Source organism: Escherichia sp. Lx600-2, assembly GCF_036662595.1.
GTDB lineage: Bacteria > Pseudomonadota > Gammaproteobacteria > Enterobacterales > Enterobacteriaceae > Escherichia > Escherichia coli.
The window spans coordinates 1-21,484 of sequence record NZ_JAYQWM010000027.1 but is presented as its reverse complement, the minus strand read 5'-3'; the positions used below and the strand labels follow the sequence as shown (position 1 = coordinate 21,484).

Here is a 21,484-nt window from a genome sequence, read left to right as displayed (position 1 = left end):
TTATGGATTTACTGATTATTTTGACCTATGTGGCTTTCGCATGGGCAATGTTTAAGATCTTCAAAATTCCTGTAAATAAATGGACCATTCCCACCGCGGCCCTGGGTGGAATATTTATTGTCAGCGGTTTAATTCTGTTAATGAACTATAACCATCCGTATACCTTTAAAGCGCAAAAAGCGGTTATTTCTATTCCTGTTGTCCCGCAGGTGACAGGCGTGGTGATCGAAGTGACGGACAAGAAAAATACGCTAATTAAAAAAGGTGAGGTGCTATTTCGACTGGACCCGACGCGTTATCAGGCGCAGGTGGATCGGCTGATGGCGGATATCGTTACCGCAGAACATAAACAGCGGGCGTTGGGCGCAGAGTTAGATGAGATGGCGGCGAATACTCAGCAGGCAAAGGCCACGCGGGATAAATTCGCTAAAGAGTATCAGCGTTACGCACGCGGCAGCCAGGCGAAAGTAAACCCGTTTTCAGAACGCGATATCGATGTGGCGCGGCAAAATTATCTGGCGCAGGAAGCCTCCGTGAAGTCATCGGCGGCGGAACAAAAACAGATCCAGAGCCAGCTGGATAGCCTGGTGTTGGGTGAACATTCTCAAATCGCCAGCCTGAAAGCGCAGCTCGCGGAAGCAAAATATAACCTTGAGCAGACGATAGTGCGTGCGCCGAGCGATGGTTATGTGACCCAGGTACTGATTCGTCCGGGTACCTATGCCGCGTCGCTGCCGCTACGTCCGGTGATGGTGTTTATACCCGATCAGAAACGACAAATTGTGGCGCAGTTCCGTCAGAACTCCTTGCTGCGACTGGCCCCTGGCGACGATGCGGAAGTGGTGTTTAATGCTCTGCCAGGTAAGGTATTCAGCGGTAAGCTGGCAGCCATTAGTCCAGCCGTTCCCGGCGGAGCTTATCAGTCGACCGGCACCTTACAGACGTTAAACACAGCGCCGGGTTCAGATGGCGTTATCGCGACCATTGAACTGAATGAGCACACTGATTTGAGCGCTTTACCAGACGGTATTTACGCCCAGGTGGCGGTCTACTCTGATCATTTCAGCCATGTCTCGGTGATGCGCAAAGTGTTATTACGCATGACCAGCTGGGTGCATTACCTTTATCTCGATCATTAATCTTCGCTTTCCGCCGCTTGTTCAGGCCGCAGTTGCTGCGACTGAGCAAGCTGGTGGCGAATTTCACGCAGCATTTCATCCAGCACATACTGGACCCGCCAGGGCTGGTATTCCCGTTTACGGAAGATAGCCACCAGATCCAGCCACCATTCATACGGGTGCTGAAAGCAGGGCACCAGCGTGCCGTCTTGCAGATCTCTCTGCACACTTTTGTCTGGCGCAAACACAATCCCCAGGTGATTTCGTGCCAGCTCCAGCGCAGATTGCGTGTTGTCGCAAACGTAATTTCCCTTCACGCGATAATCCCGCACCTCTTTACTCCCGGCGACGTTGAAGCGCCAGATATTCGCGTCGTCGATCATCATCGAGTCGATCAAAATACAGGAGTGATGTTCGAGTTCGTCAGGACGGCTAATAGGATGTTTCTCAAGATAGCGCTGGCTGGCATAAGCGGTTACGGCATATTGTGTAATAAAACTGGCAACCAGCGATTCATCTTTTGGTGGAGCGTAGCTGATTAAAACATCACAATCATCAGGAAATTCGACGCCTTCATAAAAGGCATTACGCTCAAGATTGCAGGTTTTTAGCGATAAGGTTATATCACCGATATCTTTAATTTTATCGATTACATGTTTGGATAAATAGGTAATTATGCCGGTTGGGGCGTAGATGGTGACCCGACCACGTTTCTCATGCTTATAATCTGCAATAAAATTATTAAGCTGCTCGTTTCTGTCCAGCATGTCGTTGATGTACGGTAACAGCGCGGTACCAAAAGGTGTGAGCATCAGCTGCCGGGTGGTTCGGTCAAAGACTTTTAAACCCACTTTTGATTCAAAATCAGCAAGGTATTTGCTGACGTTGGCCTGTGCGATGCCAAGTACAGTCGCAGCATGGCTGATATTTTCACTGGCAGCGATTACCGAGATAATTTTTAACTCCCGGTACTTAAGTTGTAATTTTGTCATCGCAACAGCCCAATTATATATAATTTTATATATTACTATATAAATATGAATCTTGCACCGGAGAAATTGTAAGCATTACTATGCCGACTCTTTTTTATCTTATTTTAAAATGGAATACCGGACATGTTAATTAACCGCAATATTGTAGCGTTATTTGCGTTGCCTTTTATGGCAAGCGCAACTGCTTCTGAATTATCCATTGGTGCTGGTGCGGCTTATAATGAATCGCCTTATCGCGGTTATAATGAAAATACAAAGGCAATTCCCCTGATTAGTTATGAAGGTGATTCTTTTTATGTTCGTCAGACCACGTTAGGTTTTATTCTGTCGCAAAGTGAAAAAAATGAACTTAGCCTGACCGCATCCTGGATGCCGCTGGAATTTGACCCTGCCGATAATGACGATTATGCCATGCAACAGCTTGATAAGCGTGATAGTACGGCTATGGCGGGGGTTGCCTGGTATCACCACGAGCGTTGGGGAACCGTGAAAGCCTCTGCAGCTGCGGACGTTCTGGATAACAGCAACGGCTGGGTGGGGGAGCTATCGGTATTCCACAAAATGCAGATAGGTCGTCTGTCGCTGACACCTGCGCTGGGCGTTCTCTATTATGACGAGAATTTCAGTGACTATTACTATGGCATTTCAGAGAGTGAGTCCCGTCGTAGCGGTCTGGCAAGTTATTCCGCGCAGGATGCCTGGGTGCCCTATGTCAGCCTGACGGCAAAATACCCGATAGGAGAGCACGTCGTATTGATGGCGAGCGCCGGATACAGCGAGCTGCCGGAAGAGATTACCGACAGCCCGATGATTGATCGTAATGAGAGTTTTACCTTTGTCACCGGCGTGAGCTGGCGTTTTTAATTCACCGGTGGATGTCGGTGCGGCTGGCCTACGCTCTCGCACCGACTTGTATGCCTGATAAGACGTGTTAAGCGTCGCATCAGGCAATGTGCTCCTTACGTTGGATGCGGCGCGAGTGCCTTATCCAACCTACGGATGGCAATGCTTTTCCTCATTCACCCAGATCCGCATTTCGCCTTCACCCCGGTTGGCCCAGCTAAACCATGGGATAAAGGTCAGAGTTTGCGTCTGGCGTTTGGCTGGCGCGCTGTCGTAATGCCACAGCGGTTGCTGCTCTGGATTGCTCTGTTCATACCGGTAACCCGGTGCCTGGATTAAGATCTTATGGCTAAACAATCCCTTGCCTTCAAATGTCGTAAATGGCGCATCGGTGGGCAGCCACAGATTATGCAGTGACTCGCCGTTGTCGGCCTGTTCCAGGCAATACACCAGCGGGCCGCGCTGAATCGCCACTTTTCCGGCGACGTGACGCACCAGCGGGTTACCGTAAACGCGGCGTACCGGCATCGGCAAAGTCAGATTCAGCGTATCGCCCTCCTGCCATTCGCGGGTAATGTGCAAATACCCTTTACGAATATCCTGCTCGACCTCTTCCCCATTCAATATGATCTGCGGCTGTGTGCACCAGTCCGGCAGACGTAAAGCCAGCGTATGACGTACCGGCTGGGGCGATTCAACCGCAATCGTCACCTGCTCCTGCCACGGATAGTTCCCGCTAACCCGCAGGCGCAGCGTGCCATTTTCTACCGGCACTTCCATGCTGTTTCCTGCGTATATGTTGATATACAACGCATCTTCACGCGGCGTGTAGAGATAATGACCAATCGAGGTCAGCACGCGGGCGATATTTGGCGGACAACAAGCGCAGCCAAACCAACGCTGGCGGATCGGTTTAACGTGATCGTAGATATGGTTGAATTTCAGCGATTTTGGATGTACTTCCAGCGGATTCACATAGAAGAAATGTTTGCCATCCAGCGCCATGCCGCCGAGCACGGTGTTGTACAGTGCGCGCTCCATCACATCGGCATATTGACTGTCGCCTTCCATTTCCAGCATTCGTCGGGCAAACATCATCAGGCCGATGGAGGCGCAACTTTCAGCGTATACCGTGTCATTCGGCAGATCGTAATCGCTAGTGAACGCTTCGCCGCTGCTTTGCGAGCCAATGCCGCCGGTAATATATAACTGACGCTGGGCCATATTGTTCCACAGCCGCAGGCAGTCCTGACGCTTGCTGTCATCGTGACTTAAACGCGCGAGATGCGCGACGCCGGTCATCAGATAGACAAAACGTACCGCGTGACCGATGGCGGTTTGCTGTTGCGCAAGGGGCAAATGTGCCTGGCTGTAGGCTTTGTCTTTCACCATCCATGCCGGGCCGTAGGTGTGCCAGTGCGATGTCTGCCCGCGCTTTTCATATTCCTGGTCGTAATAGTGCGGTTGCGCACCACGCTGTTCGACAAAATAGTTCGTCAGCGCCAGGTAGCGCGGCTCTTCAGTCACTTCATACAGGCGCATTAGTGCCAGTTCAATTTCCGGGTGACCAGGATAACCGTGTAACTTACTTTCATCTGGACCAAATACGCTGTCGATATGATCGGCCAGGCGGCAAACGACCCCCAGCAAGCGCCGTTTTCCCGTGGCCTGGAAGAAGGCGACTCCGGCTTCAATCAGATGACCTGCGCAGTAAAGTTCATGACACTCCGCCAGATTGCTCCAGCGTTCTTCGGGTGCTTTTACCGTAAAGTAAGTATTGAGATAGCCGTCTTCGCACTGGGCGGAGGCGACCAGTTCAATCACCTCGTCGGCGGTTTTTTCCAGTTCGGCGTCCGGCTTCTGGCACAGCGACCAGGCTACTGCTTCTAGCCATTTGGCGACGTCGCTGTCCTGAAACACCATCCCGTAAAATTCACCCTCCTGAAGTCCGGCGGCAATGCGAAAGTTTTCAATCGCATGGCTGGGTTCCGCTTCTGGGATACGATCGTTCAAAGCATCCCACTGATAAGGAATCACCACGTCGCGGACCAGTTGTTGGTACTGACCGAGGAACGGATCGCTGACCGTCAGTTTATGCAGATCGACTTCCGAAATGTTCATCTTGTGCTCCTTAAGGCTGTACATGACGCTGACGCAGGTCGGTAGCTATGCGTGACATCATAGGATGATTGAGTTTGCAAAAGCGGATCGCCCCTGCCAGCAGCAGGTGGAATAGCGCAGGCAGTAATGTTTCCATCGCCGCGATCCCGCCAAGCGAACTGGCGGTCTGGTTTTCCACGCCAGGCTGGTAGGCGACAAAAATAAACAGCAGGCTGATGATCCCGGCGCTGGAGGCCCAGGCCAGCTTGATGAAAAACAGATTGAAGGCGAAGTTCATGCCGGAAGAACGTACGCGGGTTTTCCACTCGCCGTAGTCATCGGCAAAGGCCATCAATGAGAAGTGCAGTGGCAATGTGAAGCCAAGAATTACGCCATTACCGAGGATCACCGCCAGCCACAGCGTTTGATAAGCCGGGCCGGAGGGCAGGAACCACATCAACACTGCCAGCGCAGCGAGGAGCAGGTTGGTGTAGTAGTAAATTTTGACGGTATCGAAACGCCGCGTTAACGGGCTGACAATCACCGAGCCGATAATGGAGGCGAAGGTGACCATGGTGAAGAACAGCGACGTGTAGCCCGTACTGCCTTGTAAGACGTAGGTAATGAAGTACATATACCCACCGCCGCGAATGTTAAAGACGTTAATCAGCAGGAAAGACATGACCAGCATCAGCAGCAGTTGGTCGTTGTTCCGCAGCCCGGCAAGATGTTCGCGCAGGGTAAATTTCCCCATTGTGGAGAGTGGCACCCGTTCACGAACCCAGAAAAAACAGCACAGGAACATCACCACGGCAATGGCGCACAGCACGCCGACGCCCAATTGATAGCCGCGCGCGGCATTACCCTGACCGAAGAGATCTACCATCCACGGTAAGCCTACCGAAACCAGAAATCCCGCTACGCCACAGAGAACGAATCGCCAGGACTGGCAGGAGATCACTTCATTGTGGCGGGTGGTCATGGTGTTGATCAGCGCGCAGTACGGTACGTTGATGGCGGTATAACCGACTGAAAGGAGCAGGTAAGTACCGAACGCCCAGGCGATTTTTACTCCCATGCTGGCATCTGGCACGGTGAACGTCAGGATGCCGATAATGCCGATGGGAATGGCAATCCATAGCTGCCACGGACGAAAGCGCCCCCAGCGACTTTGCGTCCGGTCGGCAATGACGCCCATCACCGGGTCGGAGATGGCATCAAACACGCGCAGTGCAATAAACAGCGTGCCAACCAGCGCCGGAGTTAATCCAAAAACGTCGGTGTAGAAAAAGGTGAGAAAATTCATGATCAGGCAAGTTATTACGGTGCCGCCTGCGTCACCCAGGCCGTAGCCTATTTTTTCCCGTACAGATAACGCATCGTCAATTTTACCTTTAGCGATATCAGCGGTAGTAATCGGTGTAGAGGTCATAGATATTCCTCGTGAATAGGGAGCAATTTTTAGTTTTATTGAAATGACCTGATTAATTCTGCCGTGAACGGGAATATCAACAAGGCGAGAAAAGAGTAAAAAAAGGTGACGATTCCGACCTGAATTTAAAAGTGTGAAATAGATCAGGTGAAATTAATGTTTTTGATTAATAATCAAAAGGTAATGTGTTTAATCATTAATGAATAAGCGGGAAATTACATATCAATGCTCGAATTATCCATGACGTTACCGATTAAAGTGCAAAATGGTGGATTATTTATTTCCCGTGGCGTAGGGAGGCATCCTGCAAGGCGGCTGGAGTCATGGGAAATTATCTTTGTCGAAAAAGGTCGATTAACGATTCAGGAAGAAGAACGGATATTTCTGGTCGATGCGGGAGAGAGTTTATTACTCTGGCCGAACCGACAACATGTTGGGGTGGAGGATTTTCCCGCCGATCTCAAATTTTACTGGCTGCATTTTGAGGTTAAAGCGCCGGACAACGACCCTCGCTGGCTTACTCATCTTAGCGTGCCGCAACAAACGAAGGTTGTCGATCCGCAGGCGCTGGTGGCCCTGTTTCGCCAGTTCTTAAGCGAACAGGAAAAGCATCAACGCACTCCGGCGCTGGAGTTTATTGTGCTGCTCATTTTGCAGCAGCTCACCCGTGACGCGCGTCTTGATGAACAGGCCGATGGCGCAGGCACCACCCTTGCCTGGAAAGCGCAGAAACTGATCCGCACGCAATATCATCGCCCGCTTTCTACGGCGCTTCTGGCCCGCGAGCTGTACTGCAATGCCGATTATCTTGGGCGCGTCTACCGGCGGGTGTTTCATCTGACGTTAACAGAAGCAATCCATCGCCAGCGGGTGCGCGAAGCCGAAAAGCTGTTAATTAGCGAAGCGCGATCGCTCACGGAAGTGGCGGCGTTGTGCGGGTTTAATGACGTTGGCTATTTCCGGCAGATTTTTCGCAAACACACCGGTTTAACGCCAGCAGCGTGGAAGCGGCGTTACAGCAAGGAACATATCAATTCGTAGTGCCGTGTCGATTTCGCTTTCGACATCACGTCTGAAACAGGTGGGGGAGAAAAATCTCCTGAAACCACTGCGTGAAACCGCGCAGGCTATTTCTAATGAACTGGGATTTACTGTCAGGGATGACCTGGGCGCGATCACATAACGCTTTGGACAAGTGCCAAAACTTTAACATTTCCTTCGTTGGATCAAAGCAGTAGGGACGCGCTCTCTGGCACTCTGCTGTTTTAGTGCAAAGGAGTGATCATGAACCGGTTTATTATTGCGGATGCGACGAAATGTATCGGTTGCCGTACCTGTGAAGTGGCTTGCGCAGTGTCGCATCAGGAGAATCAGGATTGCGCTGCGTTGTCACCAGACGAGTTTATTTCCCGTATTCGTGTCATTAAAGACCACAGCTGGACCACGGCAGTAGCCTGTCATCAGTGTGAAGATGCACCGTGCGCGAATGTCTGCCCTGTTGACGCGATAAGCCGCGAACATGGGCATATTTTCGTTGAACAAACACGTTGCATTGGCTGTAAAAGCTGTATGCTGGCTTGCCCGTTTGGTGCGATGGAGGTCGTTTCTTCGCGCAAAAAGGCGAGGGCGATTAAGTGCGATCTGTGCTGGCATCGGGCGACGGGACCGGCCTGTGTTGAAGCCTGCCCGACAAAGGCGTTGCAGTGCATGGATGTCGAGAAAGTGCAGCGGCATCGGCTACGGCAGCAGCCTGTTTGAAACGTTTTCCAGCGTTTCTAAACGCCGGAATAGTGCGCTTTGTTTATGCCAGATGCGGCGTAAACGCCTTATCCGGCCTACAAATTCTTCCAAATTCAATATATTGCAGAAATCATGTAGGCCTGATAAGCGTAGCGCATCAGGCAATTTTTAGTGACTTTCAGCCCAGGCTCTTTCTATCTCTTCCGCCAGAATCTTCACCCCCGCCTCAATTTTCTCCGGCTCTGGTACGTAGTTCATGCGCATACATTGATGCGTATGCGGCCACGGTTTATCCAGCCCTGGGAAGAAGTTGTGCCCCGGCACCATCAGCACGCCGCGTGCTTTCAGGCGCTGATAGAGCTGCTCGGTCGTAATGGGCAAATCCTTAAACCATAGCCAGAGGAAAATGGCTCCTTCCGGTTTATGAATCAGGCAGCGATCTTCCGGTAAATAGCGGCGAATGATGGCGATAGTTTCCTGAACACGCTGGTAGTAAAACGGTTTGATGACTGTTTCAGACAGGCGCAGCAGATCGTTACGCTTAATCATTTCACACATCATCGCCGGACCAATACCGCCAGGTGCCAGGCTGATAATGCCGTTCATATTGGTGATGGCGGTGATGATTTTTTCATTGGCGATGATAATGCCGCAGCGGGAGCCAGGTAGACCCAGCTTGGAAAGACTCATGCACAGCACGATATTCGGATTCCATAGCGGGCGCGCTTCACTGAAGATGATACCCGGGAACGGGACGCCATAAGCGTTATCAATCACCAGCGGAATGCCGTGTTGATTCGCCAGCGCGTCAAGCTTCAGCAACTCTTCGTCAGTAATCACATTGCCTGTTGGATTCGTCGGCCGGGAGACGCAAATCATCCCGGTTTCTTCGCCAATATGCAGATGCTCAAAATCGACGTGGTATTTAAACTGGCCTTCAGGCAGCAGTTCAATATTCGGACGCGCAGAGACAAACAGATCTTCTTCCAGTCCGGCGTCAGCGTAGCCAATGTATTCCGGTGCCAGCGGGAACAGCACTTTTTTGACCCGACCATCGGCACGGCGTCCGGCAAATAGATTAAATAAGTAGAAAAACGCGCTCTGGCTGCCGTTTGTTAGTGCAATATTCTGTGGTTCGATATCCCAACCCAACTTCTCGTGCAGCATTCCGGCAAGCAGTGTGAGTAGCTCCGTTTTCCCCTGTGGACCGTCGTAATTGCACAGTGCATCAGTCGCTTTGCCACTTTCCAGCATGTCGGTCAGTAGCGTCTGGAAGTAGTCCTGCATTTCCGGGATCTGCGCCGGATTACCGCCGCCGAGCATAATCGCGCCAGGCGTGCGTAAACCGTCGTTCAGATCTTCCATCAGCAGCGTAATGCCGGAGTGGCGGGTAAATTTGTCACCAAAAAGGGAGAATGTCATAGCGGGATATCTGTCGAACTCTGTAGCAAGGAAGGTAACAATAACGCTACATTTGCTGGGGTGCAAATCGGTCTGTTGAAGAGTGAGTGGTGCTTTATCCTGCAACGCTGATTAGGGCTGACATTTTATCCTGGTTGGCGGCTTCCCGAGGTACTGACGAACGGGAAGCCGGAAAAGTCACTGTTGCCCAGCCCAGATGACCAGCACTTTATCGTCGCCATGCTCACGAACAAAGCCGTAGCCCTGCTTCAGCGAAAGTGTCGTTTGTTTGCCCGCGCCAATTGCGGGATGACGGGCGCGGAACTGGCTGATTTTCTGCCAGTGCGCGACGCTGGTGGCAGATTTACCGCTAACATCCTGCCAGTTCATATCCGAACGTGTACCTTGCAGCGGATCAGAACCTGTAGGACCGAACGGACGCGAGGATTCATCACCATAAAAGATTTGTACCGCGCCTGGCGCTAATAGTAATAACTCTGCTGCTTTGTCGCCCCCTTCACGGAACAGGCGGGTATCATGCGACGAGAGGTAGCTCAACACGTTGAAACCCTGCAATTTCTCCGCCATTTGCTGCCAGGTCGTATCCATCTGCGCCAGACAATCGACTGCTTTCGCCGCCTGCTCCTGATAATCGAAATTGATCATCGCATCGAAGCCGTGGCGATAGTAGTCACTTTGCATCACGCCGTGGCCCCAGGCTTCACCGGTCATCCAGAAAGGTTTGTCATCTAATGCTTTGTCGGGGTTAGCTTTTTTCCATTCGCGAAGCGCGGCGCTGGCTTCGGTTTTCAGTTGCTGCCAGGCGGGCAACTCAACATGTTTGGCGGTATCGACCCGAAAACCATCAATCCCATAGTCGCGGACCCACTGACTTAACCAGTGGGTTAAGTAATCGCGAGGGGTAAAGCCGTCGATGACTTTAGCGTGGGTATCCGTTTTGTTTTTATAGAACACCGGCAGACCAGAAGCGGTCGTTGATTCGGTTTTGATATCCGGCAAAAAGGCCAGCGACATAGTGAGATCGTCAAATCCAGGATTGTCGTAATCGCCGATATCCGTTCTGATCCAGTTTTTTCCCCACCATTTATCCCAGCCTGTTTTGTCGCTGAAATTAATGTAATCGTTAAAGCTATGCCAGGTTTGCCCGGCGGCAGGTTTCCAGTCACTCCAGCGTTCACCCAGCGTTTTTTTCAGCTCGTCACCAGAAAGATATAACGCGCCAAACTGATACTCCTGCATATCCGCCAGCGTGGCATAGCCAGTGTGGTTCATCACGACATCAAAGAGAATACGAATACCGCGCTGATGCGCGCTATCAACCAGCGTCCGTAGATCGGCTTCGCTGCCCATATTGGCATCAAGATTCGTCCAGTCCTGTGTGTAATAACCGTGGTAGGCATAATGCGGGAAATCACCTTTTGTACCGCCGCCGACCCAGCCGTGAATTTGCTCAAATGGGGCGCTTATCCACAAAGCATTGACGCCCAGCTGCTGGAGATAATCCAGTTTGTTGGTCAGGCCGCGTAAATCGCCGCCGTGAAAAGTGCCAATTTCCGCCATACCGTCTTTATGACGTCCGTAACTCTGGTCATTACTGGGATCGCCGTTTTCGAAACGATCTGTCAGCACAAAGTAAACCGTGGCGTTATGCCAGTCGAAAGGGGCGGATGTGTCAGTTTCTGCCCGTTCCAGCAGGAGTAAACCGTTGCTGGTGGCAGCGGGTTGTAACGTTATTTGACCGTTCTTCACTATCGCAATTTGCTGGCTGTAATAATCCCGTACGGCGGCTCCTTCCGGAAAAGTGGCGCTGACATCCAGCGTGAGCGGTAATCCATCCCATTTCGGGCATACACGGACCTGGCTTGCTACCGGTTCGGCGGCGTTCTGGATGGAAATCATCAATGTTGGCGTACCGGAGCGGGTGTCTATTTGCAGCGTATATTCGCCGTCCCTGAACAATCGCCATTGAGGCGGCGTGTTGCTACAAGGTTGCAGGGAAAGCATCTGATTGAGTTTTATCGCATCCGCAGGCTGCCAGCACTGTTGGTCAAAATTTAGCGTTAGTGGACGCGTACCTTTGGGCAACTGCGCGTGGCTGACAAATGTTCCCGTTCCCTGTTCACTAAAGGCAGGGAACCCCGGAGAAGTCCAGCTGGCGGCAACGGCGAAGCCAGGAAGGAGTGTCAGAAAACAGGCGGCGAGTTTCATGGCGGATGAGTCCTTATTGCTGCGATTTCAGACAGTTTGCCAGCGATAAGCCAAACAAAACTCATCCCTGAGCGGTAAGTCCACAGGATGAGAAGCAAGGGTGAGCGATCTCGCGCAAAAAACGGCTGAATTTTGCGATAAACCCCACATTTTCTGCGATTTAGCGCCAATCTGAATCGTTAACACGTGACATAGTTTCAGATTTGGACTATTCCTTGGGGTGCTCTTGACAGCTATTTTTGATATGATTTGAGATTCAACTCTCAAATTTGTGAAAAATATAAGGTGTTGGAATGATTAAATCCGACCAGGAGACCTGATGATTTTGACTCCCATACGACGATATGGGGCGATGATTCTTATGTTACTCACTCTGGTGTTTTCGAGTGAGGTGTTAGCGAAGACGCACACAACAACAGCGAGTCAAAAGTCCCACTTAACTAAAGCTAGTAATAAACAGGTAAGCAGTAAACAAGAGTATTCTCGCAATAGTGCAAAGAGTAGTTCACTTCCTGATTTGCGAAAATACCCTTCCGGAACACCAAGGAAAAAGGCGTTTCTCCGGACCGTAATGCCTTACATTACCAGCCAAAATGCAGCCATTACTGCAGAACGTAACTGGCTGATTTCAAAACAGTATCAGGGCCAATGGTCACCTGCTGAGCGTGCGCGTCTGAAAGACATCGCCAAACGCTACAAGGTGAAGTGGTCTGGTAATACGCGAAAAATCCCGTGGAATACCTTGCTTGAACGCGTAGACATTATCCCCACCAGTATGGTGGCGACGATGGCTGCAGCAGAAAGCGGTTGGGGAACGTCGAAGTTGGCGCGCAACAACAACAACCTGTTCGGCATGAAATGCATGAAAGGACGTTGTACCAATGCGCCAGGTAAAGTGAAAGGGTACTCACAGTTTAGTTCTGTCAAAGAATCGGTGAGCGCCTATGTCACTAACCTCAATACGCATCCGGCTTACTCTTCGTTCCGTAAATCGCGTGCACAGCTGCGTAAAGCGGATCAGGAAGTGACTGCCACAGCGATGATTCACAAGCTGAAGGGCTACTCGACCAAAGGGAAGAGTTATAACAACTACCTGTTCGCAATGTACCAGGATAACCAACGGTTAATCGCGGCGCATATGTAATTGTATTTCCTCGAGCCTTATCCGAATTGTCGGTCGGATAAGGCTTTTGATCGCATCAGGTGGTTGTGCTGAGTTACCTGATGCGACGCCGACAATTCTCATCATCGCTACAACATGACCTCGCTATTTACATCGCGATACTCTTTTGGCGTCGTGTCATATGCTTTTTTAAAAACAGAGTAGAAATATTGCAGCGATGGATAACCGCACATTTGCGATATCTCATTGATCGACAAGGTGGTTGAAATCAGCAGACTGCGCGCTTTCTCCAGCTTCTCGGCATGAATCATGGCATGGATGGTTTCACCCACCTCTTCTTTAAAACGCTTCTCAAGATTGGAGCGCGAGATCCCGACCGCATCGAGTACCTGATCCACTTTAATCCCTTTACAGGCGTGATTACGAATGTAATGCATGGCCTGAATAACGGCGGGATCGGTCAGCGAACGGTAATCTGTTGAGCGCCGTTCAATGACGCGAACTGGAGGGACCAAAATCCGCTGTAGCGGCATTTCTTCTTTATCTAATAATCGATGCAACAGTTTTGCCGCCTGATAGCCCATTTGCCGCGCGCCCTGAGCGACCGAAGAAAGGGCGACACGCGACAGATAGCGGGTCAGTTCTTCGTTATCGATGCCAATCACGCATAATTTTTCCGGTACGGGAATGTGTAGATGTTCACATACTTGCAGAATATGCCGCGCCCGGGCGTCAGTAACGGCAATAATCCCGGTTTGCGGTGGCAGCGTTTGTAGCCAGTCTGCCAGCCGATTTTGCGCGTGTTGCCAGTTCTCTGGTGCGGTTTCTAACCCCTGATAAACCACTCCGCGATACTTTTCTTCGGCGACAAGCTGACGAAATGCATATTCGCGTTCAGTGGCCCAACGTTTGCCGCTTGATTCCGGAAGACCATAAAAAGCAAAGCGGTTAACGCCTTTCTCTTTTAAATGCAAAAATGCGCTTTCAACCAGCGCATAGTTATCGGTGGCAATGTAATGAACGGGTGGGTAACTTTCTGCAAGGTGATACGAGCCGCCAACCCCAACAATGGGGACGTCGACATCAGCCAGCGCTTGCTCGATCTGTTTGTCGTCGAAGTCGGCAATGACGCCATCTCCTAACCAGTCCTTGATTTTATCAATGCGGGCGCGGAAATCTTCTTCAATGAAAATATCCCATTCCGATTGTGACGCCTGTAAATATTCCCCTACGCCTTCTACTACCTGCCGGTCATAGGCTTTATTGGCATTGAACAGTAACGTGATGCGGTGACGTTTAGTAAACATGGTTCTTTTCCTGCTGAATCATGCAAAAACTCAAAACCGGTAATACGTTACCGGCTTTGAGAAAATTTTTATCAAAATCAAGAACGGCGTTTGGTTGCGGAGTCCATCCATACTGCCAGCAACAGAATCGCACCTTTAACGATATACTGCCAGAAGGTCGGTACATCCATCATACTCATACCGTTATCCAGTGAAGCCATGATGAATGCCCCCATTACCGCTCCAGCCACGCTCCCGACGCCGCCTGCCAGACTGGTGCCGCCAATCACGCATGCTGCAATTGCGTCCAGCTCGGCGATATTCCCCGCAGAAGGTGAACCAGCGCCAAGTCGAGAACTGAGGATTAATCCGGCGATGGCTACCATTAATCCGTTAATAGCGAACACGGCAAGTTTGGTGCGTTCAACGTTAATCCCGGAGAGACGTGCTGCTTCCAGATTGCCGCCGATGGCATAAATGCGTCGTCCAAATGCTGTCCGCGTTGCCATAAACATTCCGCCGAGTAACAGCAACGTCAGCAGCAGAACAGGAGTGGGAACGCCACGGTAATCATTCAACAGCCAGATTGCGCCTAATACGATGATAGCGGTTAAAGCCTGGCGACCGACTACTGCGGTAGAGGCCGGAGACTGCAAACCCAAAGCCTGACGGCGCATTCTTCCGCGCCATTGCCAGCCAACAAAAGCCATTAAGCCAAGCGCGCCAATGATGAAGCCGGTGCTGGCGGGGAGATAGCTTTGCCCAATTTGTGACATCGCGGCGCTGGTGGGGGATACAGTTGTGCCGTTGGTGATGCCAATGAGTATGCCGCGAAATGCCAACATGCCCGCGAGAGTGACAATAAATGAAGGGACTTTGCGGTACGCGACCCACCATCCGTTCCAGGCACCGAGAAGCAGTCCCAGAACCAGCGTCACAATGATGGTAAGTGGTAAAGGCCAGCCTAGCCAGACGTCACAAATCGCCGCGACGCCACCTAACAGCCCCATCATTGAGCCGACGGAAAGGTCGATTTCAGCAGAAATTATGACGAACACCATTCCTACCGCGAGGATGCCGGTAATCGCGGTCTGGCGTAACAGGTTGGAGATGTTACGGGCGCTTAAGTAGGCACCATCGGTGGTCCAGGTAAAGAACAGCATGATTGCGATGATAGCTGCAATCATCACGAAGACCTGCAAATTCAGTGATTTCAGCCCGGAGAAGCCACCGGATGTCGGTACGGCCAATTTCACTTCAGACGGATTGCTTTTCGACATGATGTTCGCTCCTCAATGCGGCTTCCATCACCTGCTCCTGAGTCAGGTTATGATTTATCAGGTTGGCTTTTAGTTTCCCTTCATGCATCACCAGTACACGATCGCTAAGGCCGAGCACTTCAGGTAATTCGGAAGAGATGACAATAACGGCAATACCCTGCTGGACGAGTTGGTTAATTAATTTGTAGATCTCGTATTTCGCGCCAATATCGATACCCCTGGTGGGTTCATCAAGAATGAGAATGCGCGGGTTAAGTAACAGACAGCGAGCGAGGATCGCTTTTTGCTGATTGCCGCCGCTCAAACGTCCAATAGCAAGGTCGGGGGACGACGTTTTAACTTTGAGTTGCTGGATTGATTCCAGAATACATTTTTGCTCTGCCGCGTCATCAAGCTGGCTAATGCCACCGGTAAATTTATTGAGTGCGGCGAGGGTAATATTTTTACCAACCGCCATTACCGGAACGATGCCGTCGCGCTTTCTGTCTTCGGGGACCATCGCAATCCCCTGGGCGATGGCTTGCTGACAGTTACGAATATCTACCTGTTTGCCATCAATATAAATTTTTCCTTCCCATTGTCCGGGCCACACACCAAACAGGCACTGAATGGTCTCGGTACGTCCGGCACCAACGAGTCCGGCAATACCCAGTATTTCGCCACGTTTCAGGGAAAACGAGACATCATTAACTCGTTTAATATGACGATTAACCGGATGCCATGCCGTCAGATGTTCAATACGTAATATTTCATCTCCGGTGGTATGTGGTTCATTAGGGTAAAGCGCGGTTAACTCTCGCCCGACCATCATGGTGATAATATCGTCTTCACTCATTCCGGCAGCATCACGCGTACCAATGTGCTGTCCGTCGCGAATAACGCAAATCGTATCGGAAATCGCTTTGACTTCGTTGAGTTTGTGCGAAATATAAATACAGGCGATACCGTGCTGTTGTAGATCGCGAATAATATCCAGTAAAACCGACGTTTCCTGCTCAGTTAATGAGGCTGTCGGTTCATCGAGAATTAACAAGCGCACCTGTTTATTAAGTGCCTTGGCAATTTCAACCAGTTGTTGTTGCCCAAGCCCTAAATCGCCAACGCGGGTATCAGGTGAAATGGATAAACTGACCTGTGCGAGCAGCTTCTGACAGCGTAGCGTCATCAGGTCATAATCCATAATGCCATTGTGGGTTATTTCGTTACCCAGGAAGATATTTTCCAGCACGGTCAATTCTTTCACCAGGGCCAATTCCTGGTGAATGATGGCGATACCTTTGCGTTCGGTATCGCGGATGTGACTCGCCTGAATCTCTTCTCCCGCAAAAATAATTTCGCCTTCGTAGGAGCCATGGGGATAAATACCACACAGCACTTTCATCAGAGTTGATTTACCAGACCCATTTTCCCCACAGAGTGAGACGATTTCGCCAGCATTCAACCGCAAGCTGACGTTATCAATCGCCTTCACACTGCCGAAGGTTTTGGTAATGTTCTTCATTTCAAGTAGATAAGGCATAACGACTCCACCTAAGCCAATTCATTCACGCGGCATGGAGAGAAATCACGCCCCCGCTCCGCGCTGGGGCGTAACGCTTACAGCTCGCTCTCTTTGTGGAATCCGTCTTTAATTACCGTATCTTTGATGTTGTTTTTATTCACATCGATCGGTGTCAGGAGGCGGGAGGGGACATCTTTCAGGCCATTATTCAGTGAGGTATCTGCTTTTGGCTCCTGACCATTGCCCAATTCAACGGCAATTTCTGCGGCAGTATTTGCCAGCAATGTAATAGGTTTATATACCGTCATAGTTTGCGTACCGGCAGCAATACGTTTAATACCTGTGAGATCCGCATCCTGGCCAGAAATTGCTACTTTCCCTGATAAACCTTGCGCGCTTAATGCCTGAATTGCCCCACCTGCGGTGGCATCGTTTGAGGCAACTACAGCATCAATTTTGTTATTATTGGCGGTTAGCGCGTTTTCCATAATTTTCAATGCGTTTTCCGGTAACCAGCCATCAACCCATTGGTCACCAACGACTTTAATTTTTCCGGAATCAACGTAAGGTTTTAACACTTTCATTTGTCCGGCGCGGAACAGCTTGGCGTTGTTATCTACCGGCGAGCCGCCCATCAGGAAGTAATTACCTTGTGGAACAATATCGACCAGGGCTTTTGCCTGCAGTTCACCGACTTTTTCGTTATCGAAAGAAATATAAAAATCGATATCCGCATCGTTAATCATACGGTCGTAAGCTAATACTTTAATGCCTTCTTGTTTGGCTTCTTTTACAACGTTACTTAATACCTGACCGTTATACGGAATAATGACAAGAACATCGACACCCCGGTTTATCATGTTTTCAATCTGCGACATTTGTGTTTCTTCATTGCCATTTGCAGACTGTACAAATACTTTCGCGCCGAGAGATTCTGCCTTTTTCACAAAGATATCTCGATCTTTTTGCCAGCGTTCAAGACGGAGATCATCAATCGCCATACCTATTTTGACTTCTTTGGCGTGTGCAGCAACGTTGGTAAGCAGGAGTGAGGTGCAAAGGGTGAGTAGAATGTTCTTTATTTTCATGGTGTAGGGCCTTCTGTAGTTAGAGGACAGCTTTAATAAGTAACAATCACCGCGATAAACGTAACCAATTTTTAGCAACTAAACAGGGGAAAACAATTACAGATTTTTATCTTTCGATTACGATTTTTGGTTTATTTCTTGATTTATGACCGAGATCTTACTTTTGTTGCGCAATTGTACTTATTGCATTTTTATCTTCGAGGAATTACCCAGTTTCATCATTCCATTTTATTTTGCGAGCGAGCGCACACTTGTGAATTATCTCAATAGCAGTGTGAAATAACATAATTGAGCAACTGAAAGGGAGTGCCCAATATTACGACATCATCCATCACCCGCGGCATTACCTGATTATGGAGTTCAATATGCAAGCCTATTTTGACCAGCTCGATCGCGTTCGTTATGAAGGCTCAAAATCCTCAAACCCGTTAGCATTCCGTCACTACAATCCCGACGAACTGGTGTTGGGCAAGCGTATGGAAGAGCACTTGCGATTTGCCGCCTGCTACTGGCACACCTTCTGCTGGAACGGGGCGGATATGTTTGGTGTGGGGGCGTTTAATCGTCCGTGGCAGCAGCCTGGTGAGGCACTGGCGTTGGCGAAGCGTAAAGCAGATGTCGCATTTGAGTTTTTCCACAAGTTACATGTGCCATTTTATTGCTTCCACGATGTGGATGTTTCCCCTGAGGGCGCGTCGTTAAAAGAGTACATCAATAATTTTGCGCAAATGGTTGATGTCCTGGCAGGCAAGCAAGAAGAGAGCGGCGTGAAGCTGCTGTGGGGAACCGCTAACTGCTTTACAAACCCTCGCTATGGCGCGGGTGCGGCGACGAACCCAGATCCAGAAGTCTTCAGCTGGGCGGCAACGCAAGTTGTTACAGCGATGGAAGCAACCCATAAATTGGGTGGTGAAAACTATGTCCTGTGGGGCGGTCGTGAAGGTTACGAAACGCTGTTAAATACCGATTTGCGTCAGGAGCGTGAACAACTGGGCCGCTTTATGCAAATGGTGGTTGAGCATAAACATAAAATCGGCTTCCAGGGCACGTTGCTTATCGAACCGAAACCGCAAGAACCGACTAAACATCAATATGATTACGATGCTGCGACAGTCTATGGCTTCCTGAAACAGTTTGGTCTGGAAAAAGAGATTAAACTGAACATTGAAGCTAACCACGCGACGCTGGCAGGTCACTCTTTCCATCATGAAATTGCCACCGCCATTGCGCTTGGCCTGTTTGGTTCTGTCGACGCGAACCGTGGCGATGCTCAACTGGGCTGGGACACCGATCAGTTCCCGAACAGTGTGGAAGAGAATGCGCTGGTAATGTATGAAATTCTCAAAGCAGGCGGTTTCACCACCGGCGGTCTGAACTTCGATGCCAAAGTACGTCGTCAAAGTACTGATAAATATGATCTGTTTTACGGTCATATCGGCGCGATGGATACGATGGCACTGGCGCTGAAAATTGCAGCGCGCATGATTGAAGATGGCGAGCTGGATAAACGCATCGCGCAGCGTTATTCCGGCTGGAATAGCGAATTAGGCCAGCAAATCCTGAAAGGCCAAATGTCACTGGCAGATTTAGCCAAATATGCTCAGGAACATAATTTGTCTCCGGTGCATCAGAGTGGTCGCCAGGAGCAACTGGAAAATCTGGTAAATCATTATCTGTTCGACAAATAACGGCTAACTGTGCAGTCCGTTGGCCCGGTTATCGGTAGCGATACCGGGCATTTTTTTAAGGAACGATCGATATGTATATCGGGATAGATCTTGGCACCTCGGGCGTAAAAGTTATTTTGCTTAACGAGCAGGGTGAGGTGGTTGCTTCGCAAACGGAAAAGCTGACCGTTTCGCGCCCGCATCCACTCTGGTCGGAACAAGACCCGGAACAGTGGTGGCAGGCAACTGATCGCGCAATGAAAGCTCTGGGCGATCAGCATTCTCTGCAGGACGTTAAAGCATTGGGTATTGCCGGCCAGATGCATGGAGCAACCTTACTGGATGCTCAACAACGGGTATTGCGCCCTGCCATTTTGTGGAACGACGGGCGCTGTGCGCAAGAGTGCACTTTGCTGGAAGCGAGAGTTCCGCAATCACGAGTGATTACCGGCAATCTGATGATGCCCGGATTTACTGCGCCTAAATTGCTATGGATCCAGCGGCATGAGCCGGAGATATTCCGTCAAATCGACAAAGTATTATTACCGAAAGATTACTTGCGTCTGCGTATGACGGGGGAGTTTGCCAGCGATATGTCTGACGCAGCTGGCACCATGTGGCTGGATGTCGCAAAGCGTGACTGGAGTGACGTCATGCTGCAGGCTTGCGACTTATCTCGTGACCAGATGCCCGCATTATACGAAGGCAGCGAAATTACTGGTGCTTTGTTACCTGAAATTGCGAAAGCGTGGGGTATGGCGGCGGTGCCAGTTATCGCAGGCGGTGGCGACAATGCAGCTGGTGCGGTTGGTGTGGGAATGGTTGATGCTAATCAGGCAATGTTATCGCTGGGGACGTCGGGGGTCTATTTTGCTGTCAGCGAAGGGTTTTTAAGCAAGCCAGAAAGCGCCGTACACAGCTTTTGCCATGCGCTACCGCAGCGTTGGCATTTAATGTCTGTAATGCTGAGTGCAGCGTCATGTCTGGATTGGGCCGCGAAATTAACCGGCCTGAGCAATGTCCCAGCTTTAATCGCTGCAGCTCAACAGGCTGATGAAAGTGCCGAGCCAGTTTGGTTTCTGCCTTATCTTTCCGGCGAGCGTACGCCACACAATAATCCCCAGGCGAAGGGGGTTTTCTTTGGTTTGACTCATCAACATGGCCCCAATGAACTGGCGCGAGCAGTGCTGGAAGGCGTGGGTTATGCGCTGGCAGATGGCATGGATGTCGTGCATGCCTGCGGCATTAAACCGCAAAGTGTTACGTTGATTGGTGGCGGGGCGCGTAGTGAGTACTGGCGTCAGATGCTGGCGGATATCAGCGGTCAGCAGCTCGATTACCGTACGGGGGGGGATGTGGGGCCAGCACTGGGCGCAGCAAGGCTGGCGCAGATTGCGGCGAATCCAGAGAAATCGCTCATTGAGTTGTTGCCGCAGCTACCGTTAGAACAGTCGCATCTACCAGATGCGCAGCGTTATGCCGCTTATCAGCCACGACGAGAAACGTTCCGTCGCCTCTATCAGCAACTTCTGCCATTAATGGCGTAAACGTTATCCCCTGCCTGACCGGGTGGGGGATAATTCACATCTATATATCTCAGTAATTAATGGTGATGCTGCCAACTTACTGATTTAGTGTATGATGGTGTTTTTGAGGTGCTCCAGTGGCTTCTGTTTCTATCAGC

The 21,484-nt window shown here is 50.4% G+C and carries 16 protein-coding genes and 1 pseudogene; 8 read left to right on the top strand and 9 right to left on the bottom strand.

Annotated elements, in window-relative coordinates; translation table 11 throughout:
* The first annotated feature begins 2 nt into the window (after positions 1-2).
* On the top strand, positions 3-1,139 hold the full coding sequence (locus tag OQV04_RS12080) for an HlyD family secretion protein (protein WP_032281826.1): 1,137 nt from the start codon (positions 3-5) through the stop codon (positions 1,137-1,139).
* On the opposite strand, the gene OQV04_RS12075 is transcribed toward OQV04_RS12080, so the two are convergent.
* Complete coding sequence (locus OQV04_RS12075) at positions 1,136-2,110, bottom strand: LysR family transcriptional regulator (RefSeq protein ID WP_032281825.1); 975 nt, start codon at positions 2,108-2,110, stop codon at positions 1,136-1,138. The two genes, OQV04_RS12080 and OQV04_RS12075, sit on opposite strands and share 4 nt — an antisense overlap.
* 123 nt (positions 2,111-2,233) lie before the next feature.
* Here OQV04_RS12075 and OQV04_RS12070 point away from each other — a divergent pair, with 123 nt between their 5' ends.
* The gene (locus OQV04_RS12070; RefSeq protein ID WP_000906806.1) at positions 2,234-2,974 is read left to right on the top strand and encodes a MipA/OmpV family protein; all 741 of its coding nucleotides are present in this window, start codon (positions 2,234-2,236) and stop codon (positions 2,972-2,974) included.
* A gap of 129 nt (positions 2,975-3,103) precedes the next feature.
* Here the strand turns inward: OQV04_RS12070 and OQV04_RS12065 are convergent, their stop codons facing one another.
* Entirely contained in the window at positions 3,104-5,074 is a 1,971-nt protein-coding gene (locus OQV04_RS12065; protein WP_001626245.1) for a glycoside hydrolase family 127 protein, read from the bottom strand.
* Between the two features lie 10 nt (positions 5,075-5,084).
* Positions 5,085-6,485 (bottom strand): MFS transporter, encoded by a 1,401-nt coding sequence (locus OQV04_RS12060; protein WP_033815104.1) that lies wholly within the window; start codon positions 6,483-6,485, stop codon positions 5,085-5,087.
* 225 nt (positions 6,486-6,710) lie between these two features.
* Here OQV04_RS12060 and OQV04_RS12055 point away from each other — a divergent pair, with 225 nt between their 5' ends.
* The 3 genes and pseudogenes from OQV04_RS12055 (at position 6,711) to OQV04_RS12045 (ending at position 8,243) form a co-directional block, all read left to right on the top strand.
* Complete coding sequence (locus OQV04_RS12055) at positions 6,711-7,526, top strand: AraC family transcriptional regulator (protein WP_000891834.1); 816 nt, start codon at positions 6,711-6,713, stop codon at positions 7,524-7,526.
* A 1-nt stretch (position 7,527) separates the two neighbouring features.
* Positions 7,528-7,668, top strand: a pseudogene (locus OQV04_RS12050) (IclR family transcriptional regulator C-terminal domain-containing protein); the annotation flags it as partial.
* A 101-nt stretch (positions 7,669-7,769) separates the two neighbouring features.
* Positions 7,770-8,243 carry a 4Fe-4S binding protein gene (locus OQV04_RS12045; RefSeq protein ID WP_032083849.1) on the top strand — a complete coding sequence of 158 codons (474 nt, stop codon included), beginning with the start codon at positions 7,770-7,772 and terminating at the stop codon, positions 8,241-8,243.
* Positions 8,244-8,393: 150 nt separating this feature from the next.
* Here the strand turns inward: OQV04_RS12045 and avtA are convergent, their stop codons facing one another.
* Positions 8,394-9,647, bottom strand: a complete 1,254-nt coding sequence (gene avtA / locus OQV04_RS12040; RefSeq protein ID WP_001614073.1) for a valine--pyruvate transaminase — start codon at positions 9,645-9,647, stop codon at positions 8,394-8,396.
* Between the two features lie 177 nt (positions 9,648-9,824).
* Positions 9,825-11,855 (bottom strand): alpha-amylase, encoded by a 2,031-nt coding sequence (gene malS / locus OQV04_RS12035; RefSeq protein ID WP_032281821.1) that lies wholly within the window; start codon positions 11,853-11,855, stop codon positions 9,825-9,827.
* A gap of 319 nt (positions 11,856-12,174) precedes the next feature.
* Between malS and OQV04_RS12030 the strand changes: the two genes are divergently transcribed.
* Positions 12,175-12,999, top strand: a complete 825-nt coding sequence (locus OQV04_RS12030; RefSeq protein ID WP_001297957.1) for a protein bax — start codon at positions 12,175-12,177, stop codon at positions 12,997-12,999.
* A 107-nt stretch (positions 13,000-13,106) separates the two neighbouring features.
* Here OQV04_RS12030 and xylR read toward each other — a convergent pair whose 3' ends face one another.
* From xylR to xylF, 4 genes are all read right to left on the bottom strand, one after another.
* Positions 13,107-14,285, bottom strand: coding sequence for a D-xylose utilization transcriptional activator XylR (gene xylR, locus OQV04_RS12025; protein WP_000494484.1), 1,179 nt, complete (start codon positions 14,283-14,285; stop codon positions 13,107-13,109).
* A gap of 77 nt (positions 14,286-14,362) precedes the next feature.
* Positions 14,363-15,544, bottom strand: a complete 1,182-nt coding sequence (xylH, locus tag OQV04_RS12020) for a xylose ABC transporter permease XylH (RefSeq protein ID WP_032281820.1) — start codon at positions 15,542-15,544, stop codon at positions 14,363-14,365.
* Positions 15,522-17,063 (bottom strand): D-xylose ABC transporter ATP-binding protein, encoded by a 1,542-nt coding sequence (gene xylG / locus OQV04_RS12015; protein ID WP_001146509.1) that lies wholly within the window; start codon positions 17,061-17,063, stop codon positions 15,522-15,524. The genes xylH and xylG overlap by 23 nt, the downstream gene beginning before the upstream one ends.
* A gap of 77 nt (positions 17,064-17,140) precedes the next feature.
* Positions 17,141-18,133: a D-xylose ABC transporter substrate-binding protein gene (gene xylF, locus OQV04_RS12010; RefSeq protein ID WP_032281819.1), complete on the bottom strand. Its 993-nt coding sequence runs from the start codon at positions 18,131-18,133 to the stop codon at positions 17,141-17,143.
* Positions 18,134-18,498: 365 nt separating this feature from the next.
* Here xylF and xylA point away from each other — a divergent pair, with 365 nt between their 5' ends.
* On the top strand, positions 18,499-19,821 hold the full coding sequence (xylA, locus tag OQV04_RS12005; protein ID WP_001149592.1) for a xylose isomerase: 1,323 nt from the start codon (positions 18,499-18,501) through the stop codon (positions 19,819-19,821).
* Between the two features lie 71 nt (positions 19,822-19,892).
* The gene (xylB, locus tag OQV04_RS12000) at positions 19,893-21,347 is read left to right on the top strand and encodes a xylulokinase (protein ID WP_032281817.1); all 1,455 of its coding nucleotides are present in this window, start codon (positions 19,893-19,895) and stop codon (positions 21,345-21,347) included.
* Positions 21,348-21,484: the final 137 nt, after the last annotated feature.

Bases quoted from the DNA above. Each gene is read 5' to 3' on its own strand.
- xylR (WP_000494484.1), bottom strand. From the start codon at position 14,285: ATGTTTACTAAACGTCACCGCATCACGTTACTGTTCAATGCCAATAAA.
- avtA (WP_001614073.1), bottom strand. From the start codon at position 9,647: ATGACATTCTCCCTTTTTGGTGACAAATTTACCCGCCACTCCGGCATT.
- xylB (WP_032281817.1), top strand. From the start codon at position 19,893: ATGTATATCGGGATAGATCTTGGCACCTCGGGCGTAAAAGTTATTTTG.
- OQV04_RS12030 (WP_001297957.1), top strand. From the start codon at position 12,175: ATGATTTTGACTCCCATACGACGATATGGGGCGATGATTCTTATGTTA.
- malS (WP_032281821.1), bottom strand. From the start codon at position 11,855: ATGAAACTCGCCGCCTGTTTTCTGACACTCCTTCCTGGCTTCGCCGTT.
- OQV04_RS12080 (WP_032281826.1), top strand. From the start codon at position 3: ATGGATTTACTGATTATTTTGACCTATGTGGCTTTCGCATGGGCAATG.
- xylF (WP_032281819.1), bottom strand. From the start codon at position 18,133: ATGAAAATAAAGAACATTCTACTCACCCTTTGCACCTCACTCCTGCTT.
- xylA (WP_001149592.1), top strand. From the start codon at position 18,499: ATGCAAGCCTATTTTGACCAGCTCGATCGCGTTCGTTATGAAGGCTCA.
- OQV04_RS12055 (WP_000891834.1), top strand. From the start codon at position 6,711: ATGCTCGAATTATCCATGACGTTACCGATTAAAGTGCAAAATGGTGGA.
- OQV04_RS12060 (WP_033815104.1), bottom strand. From the start codon at position 6,485: ATGACCTCTACACCGATTACTACCGCTGATATCGCTAAAGGTAAAATT.
- xylG (WP_001146509.1), bottom strand. From the start codon at position 17,063: ATGCCTTATCTACTTGAAATGAAGAACATTACCAAAACCTTCGGCAGT.
- OQV04_RS12045 (WP_032083849.1), top strand. From the start codon at position 7,770: ATGAACCGGTTTATTATTGCGGATGCGACGAAATGTATCGGTTGCCGT.
- OQV04_RS12070 (WP_000906806.1), top strand. From the start codon at position 2,234: ATGTTAATTAACCGCAATATTGTAGCGTTATTTGCGTTGCCTTTTATG.
- xylH (WP_032281820.1), bottom strand. From the start codon at position 15,544: ATGTCGAAAAGCAATCCGTCTGAAGTGAAATTGGCCGTACCGACATCC.
- OQV04_RS12065 (WP_001626245.1), bottom strand. From the start codon at position 5,074: ATGAACATTTCGGAAGTCGATCTGCATAAACTGACGGTCAGCGATCCG.
- OQV04_RS12075 (WP_032281825.1), bottom strand. From the start codon at position 2,110: ATGACAAAATTACAACTTAAGTACCGGGAGTTAAAAATTATCTCGGTA.